General features: G+C 60.4%; 6 protein-coding genes and 2 pseudogenes. 5 read left to right on the top strand and 3 right to left on the bottom strand.

The genetic code is table 11. The features are described 5' to 3' along the window. A pseudogene (locus ELI80_RS04880) lies at positions 1 to 375 on the top strand (hypothetical protein); the annotation flags it as partial. A gap of 94 nt (positions 376 to 469) precedes the next feature. Here the strand turns inward: ELI80_RS04880 and ELI80_RS04875 are convergent. The 3 genes from ELI80_RS04875 to ELI80_RS04865 are packed head-to-tail and all read right to left on the bottom strand — an operon-like array spanning position 470 to position 1,772. Beyond that, on the bottom strand, positions 470 to 850 hold the full coding sequence (locus ELI80_RS04875) for a type II toxin-antitoxin system RelE/ParE family toxin (RefSeq protein ID WP_136650003.1): 381 nt from the start codon (positions 848 to 850) through the stop codon (positions 470 to 472). Then, positions 850 to 1,041, bottom strand: a complete 192-nt coding sequence (gene relB, locus ELI80_RS04870; RefSeq protein ID WP_136650002.1) for a type II toxin-antitoxin system RelB family antitoxin — start codon at positions 1,039 to 1,041, stop codon at positions 850 to 852. Before relB ends, ELI80_RS04875 begins: the two co-directional genes overlap by 1 nt. Next, complete coding sequence (locus ELI80_RS04865) at positions 1,038 to 1,772, bottom strand: ArsR family transcriptional regulator (RefSeq protein WP_136650001.1); 735 nt, start codon at positions 1,770 to 1,772, stop codon at positions 1,038 to 1,040. The genes relB and ELI80_RS04865 overlap by 4 nt, the downstream gene beginning before the upstream one ends. A 494-nt stretch (positions 1,773 to 2,266) precedes the next feature. Here ELI80_RS04865 and ELI80_RS04860 point away from each other — a divergent pair, with 494 nt between their 5' ends. The 4 genes and pseudogenes from ELI80_RS04860 to ELI80_RS16335 all read left to right on the top strand — a co-directional run. Next, entirely contained in the window at positions 2,267 to 2,587 is a 321-nt protein-coding gene (locus tag ELI80_RS04860; RefSeq protein ID WP_136650000.1) for a MobC family plasmid mobilization relaxosome protein, read from the top strand. Between the two features lie 713 nt (positions 2,588 to 3,300). Continuing rightward, positions 3,301 to 3,735, top strand: a complete 435-nt coding sequence (locus ELI80_RS16345) for a hypothetical protein (protein WP_236641333.1) — start codon at positions 3,301 to 3,303, stop codon at positions 3,733 to 3,735. A 6-nt stretch (positions 3,736 to 3,741) separates the two neighbouring features. Continuing rightward, positions 3,742 to 4,020: a hypothetical protein gene (locus tag ELI80_RS16340; RefSeq protein ID WP_236641332.1), complete on the top strand. Its 279-nt coding sequence runs from the start codon at positions 3,742 to 3,744 to the stop codon at positions 4,018 to 4,020. 63 nt (positions 4,021 to 4,083) lie between these two features. Beyond that, positions 4,084 to 4,576 (top strand): annotated as a pseudogene (locus ELI80_RS16335) (hypothetical protein); the annotation flags it as partial.

Here is a 4,576-nt window from a genome sequence, read left to right as displayed (position 1 = left end):
GAATCACTTGATCCGAATGTTCCCGGTGAACAGATGGAGCAGGGGTCGACGCCTAGGTTCGCCCTGTTCATCGCCTACGGGGCGGCCTACGACAGTTTGATGCTTTTGGGCAATGATGGCTACTATAATGCAGAATTGCCATATGTTGCTGCCCTGAATTTTGGTGTGATTTTGGGTGTTCCAACTCCGCTGGAGAAGCTTGTGACGAAGAGTCAGATGCTGCGGGATGCGCTGTTATTGAACTGGGAAGCGCACCCATTCTGTGTTGTCGCAGCGTCTCAGGAAGAGTGTTGGAATGAGATCAAGGAAATATCGGTGGTGACGCCGGGTCAGATCATATCGTCTGACGCCGTAACCCGAATTTTCCCGAACTAAGGCGGTGGCAGCTTCGTCCCGCATGGCTGACGGTTACGGTCTTTAACCCGCCCCGCCGCCCTACAGCCCGATCTGACCCGAGCGGGCGGCGGGGCTAGTCGTCGCTCGGAAACTTGGCGGCAGGCGGGGCTTTGCCCTCGGCAATGTCCAGCGCCTCGCGGGCGCTCTGCACCAGCTCTTCCCCGAAACTGGACTGTCCGGGGAACTGGCGGCGGGCATGGACGACGTTCACGACCTCAATGCGGTCAGCGGCAACCCGATACAGGATGATGTAATTCGGATGCGCCACGATCTGACGCAGGCCCGGAACCCGGTCGCTCTGCCGATACAGGTAGGGGTGTTCAGACAAGGGCAAGACGCTGGATCGCAGCAGGTGCCACATGCGTTCTGCTGCGCCAATGTCGTATTGCCCGATGTAATCCGTGATTTCATCGAGATCGGAGTCAGCGCTTTCGAGCCAGAAGATTGGCAGCATCAGGACTTGCTTTGCCTCTGGCGCATCTTCGCGAAGCGTTCGGCCATGCGCCGCTCTACCTCGTCATGAGGGATAGCGGGGCGCGGATCGGCCAGACTGGCCGCGACCTTGGCCCGCAGCCATGCTGTGTAGCTGACTTCCTGTTCGGTGGTCTCAAACTCCGAGACCAGAGGGGACAATGCTGTGCTCATTGGGGTGCCTCGCTGGACTTTCCGCCCTCGATCACGTCCAGCTTGAACCGCTCTACGGCCTGTGCGTGGTTGTTCACATTGCCCCGGAAGGCCCCTTCCGGGGTCACGGTGATGACCTTCACTCGACCCCGCTTCACCCGGTGAATGGCCCCCACCTGTTCCAGCAGATCGAGGGCTACGGCCATATTAGGAGCCTTCGTCCTCATGATCTCGCACAGATCGGCGGCAGTCTTGGTGCATTCGTATGTCTGCCAGCCGAGGTTCCGGCAGATTTGCCAGAGGACGGCCTGTGCGTGGAAGGCTTGCGCGGGGGTCTTTGCCGCCGCGAACAGGCGTTCCGTCACGGCGTCCTGATACTGGAATGCAATGGACACGTTGCCACCTCCGAAGAAGTCAAATTCGAGTTGCTGCGCTGCGCTGAGTTCCTTCAGCGTTTTTGATGCCTGCCGTGCCATCATAGCCCGTTCAGGACTTCTTTCCCGTAGCGCGGCCTGATCCGCCAAGAGTGCGGCTTGATCATAGGCGCCGCGCTTACGCATGGCACGTTCGGTCAGATCGGCGGGTGGGTTCGGGTTGGTGCGCCGTCGCGGTTCGACCGCTCCGACGATAACACCAATGGACTGGACGGGGGAGCCGTTCCGCCGCTGCGCCAGTTGGGTGAGCTTCGCCGTCTCGATGTCTTCTGCGGACACCCCCATGCGGCGCAGTTCTTGAATCGGAATCCTGCTCATGCCTCGCCTCGATAGTTATCTGGTGGATAACTTTAGTTATCTGGTGGATAACTGTCAATCTTCGTTTTTTCCAACGTAGCAAGGGAAAAACGGCCAAAATGCACTAGCGTATCCATATATCCTAAGAGTCTTAGGGCATTCGTATCCGTGCAAGGGCCTCCAGCCCTGTCCCGCTCTCACCAAAAAGGGCCGTAGGGACAGGGCTGGAGGTGGTGAAGCGTCAGGCTTCCAGTTCCTGTCCACCTCCCCCGAGGAAAGCAGTCCAGAACATCAGAAAAAATCCGGGAAGCGTATCGCGCTATCCAACCCTTTCCGACATTTGCTATTAGGTTATATCGCGAGCATACTCTCGTCCGGACACTTTGTGTTCCGGACTCGCGCTCGTGAAGGGTGCGTTGCCCCCCTTCAATCCCCCCGATCGGCTGCGCCGAAGGGACCAGCCCCAAACCCCGGCGGGGACTTTGTCCCCTGCACCCCCTGAAAAGGCCCAGCCCATGCGGATCGAGATACGAACCACCCCGGAGGAAAAGCGGCACTGGCAGGAAATTGCTGAGAATAAGGGGGTATCTCTGTCGGAACTGGTGCGCTCATCCCTTGGCGGTTTGCGCCTACGGAAGCGGCGGGAAGCTCCAAGGGTAGCGCCCGAACTGCTGCGGGAGCTTGCGCGGATCGGGAATAACCTGAACCAGCTTGCCCATGCCGCGAACCGCCGCCAGCCGCTTGAGAGCGTGGCCTTGCTGGTGCGTCTGATCGAGATCGACCGGGAACTTGCCGCGATCCGGGCCGCGCATGAGAGGCCCGCAGATGCTGATTAAATTCACAGGTGGCGGGCGCGGCGGCGGGCGTCAGGTCGCGGAGTATCTGACCCGCGAAGAAGGTCGGGGCCACGCGCTGCCCGAGGTGATCCGGGGTGACATGGACCGGACCCGCGATCTGATCGACAGTATTGACCGCCAGTGGACCTACACCCACGGCGTTCTGTCCTTCGCGGCCGAGGATGCGCCCACCGAGGACCAACAGCGCGAGGCAATGGATGCTTTCGAGCGTCTGGCCTTCGCCGGGCTGGACCTAGAGCAATATGACATCACATGGGTCCGCCACAGCCACACGGAGAGCGGGCGCACAGAGCTTCACTTCGTGACGCCGCGCATGGAGCTTTGCAGCGGTCGGGCGCTGAACATCGCGCCCCCCGGCTGGGAAAGCACTTATGCGCCTCTCAGGGACGCCCTGAACCTCACCCACGGCTGGGCGCGGCCAGACGACCCGGAACGCGCCAGAGAGCTTACACAGGCCCCAGAGAGGGCGCAGGAGGGCTACAGGCTGCGAGAGGGTCGGGAGGGCATTCACGAGTATCTCACGGGCCTTGTGGCGTCCCAGAGTGTCACGGATCGCGCCAGCATGGTGCAGGCGATCCGCGAGGCCGGCCTCGAGGTCACGCGGGAGGGCAAGGATTACATCACCGTCCAAGATCCTGCGAATGACGAGCGGTTCAGGATGAAGGGCAGGATCTACGAAAAGGATTGGACCTATGACCGAGAGCTTGACCGAGCGATTGCGCCAGCGCGCGGCCTCACAGACAGCCGAGACCGAGCAGATAGTGAAAGCCGAACTCTCGAAGCTTACGAGCGGTATCAGGCAGCAGTTGACCGGCGAGCTATCCAGAATTCAGAGCGATATCACCGCAACGAGCCTGCACATCAGCACGGACCTGACCGCGTTGAAATGGGCCAGCCGGTATTGGTGGATCGCGCTGATTTTGACCTGGCTGATCGGGGGCGGCTTGTTGACCTGGCACTCAATGAGCGGGAGCGGCAGCAGTCCAGGGCAACTGAGCCTGAGCGACTACCAGACCTTCACCCACGAGGGCAGGAAATATCTGATCGTGCCAATCGGCAGCGAGCCAGCGAACTGCACCCAGAGCGGCCAGACGGTGGGCTGCGTCCTGCTGCCGAGAGGGGAGTGATAGAGGATGAGCGACAAGCTGACCATGTTCGAGCGGGCCTTGCTGGCTCAATTCGAGCCATTGGCGACCGCCTCCGAGCAGGCTTTGAAGGGCTTGGAGACCGTCTCAAGGCGTTTGGAACTTCTTTCCTCGGCCACCGAGAAGCGATTCAGGGAAATGGGCGAGAGGGAGCGGAGGTTGGCGCAAGCCTTGGACGAGCAAACGAAGCTCACCGAGGCTTGGCGGGCGCAGTCCGAGACCTTGGTGCAGCAGGTGAACGCATTGCTACGCGAGTTGCGGAGGTGATGCAGGAACGCGAGGTGCGGGAGCGGGCAGAACGTCACCGGAGCCGGGATCGAGGCGACGATTATGGCCTCTAAGTTGGAGCAGTTTGAGCCCTTTGCGGTCACTCAGGGATCGACCTACGGTGACGCAGGCAGGATCAACGACAGAATGAATATGAAACGAACGATTTTTGCCGCTGCTGCGGTTCTCGCCTTCGGCGTGCCGACATGGGCGCAAGAGGATGATTCCCTCGCTGGGCCGGAACTCGGCCAGCCTGGCCATTATGAGGCCATGAAGGAAGCCGAGTGGGATTGGCACCCCGGCGACCTGATCTTCCGAAACGGTGTAAACGACCTGGATGAACTGATCCGTCATGCCGAGGCGGGAAGATGGGCGACCGTCGGCATGCTGCGCTCTTCCAGTGGCGGGCCGCGCGTCGTCTATGTTGATCAAAGTGACGGTGTTACCGAGGTCATGCTTTATGAGTTTGTCGATGGCCTGTCAGATCGGGACTATGAGGTTTACCGCATTGAATCACTTGATCCGAATGTTCCCGGTGAACAGATGGAGCAGGGGT

It is taken from the genome of Paracoccus aeridis (assembly GCF_004923205.2).
GTDB lineage: Bacteria > Pseudomonadota > Alphaproteobacteria > Rhodobacterales > Rhodobacteraceae > Paracoccus > Paracoccus aeridis.
Note: the sequence above shows the minus strand (reverse complement) of the source record. Positions and strands in the feature narration are given on the sequence as shown.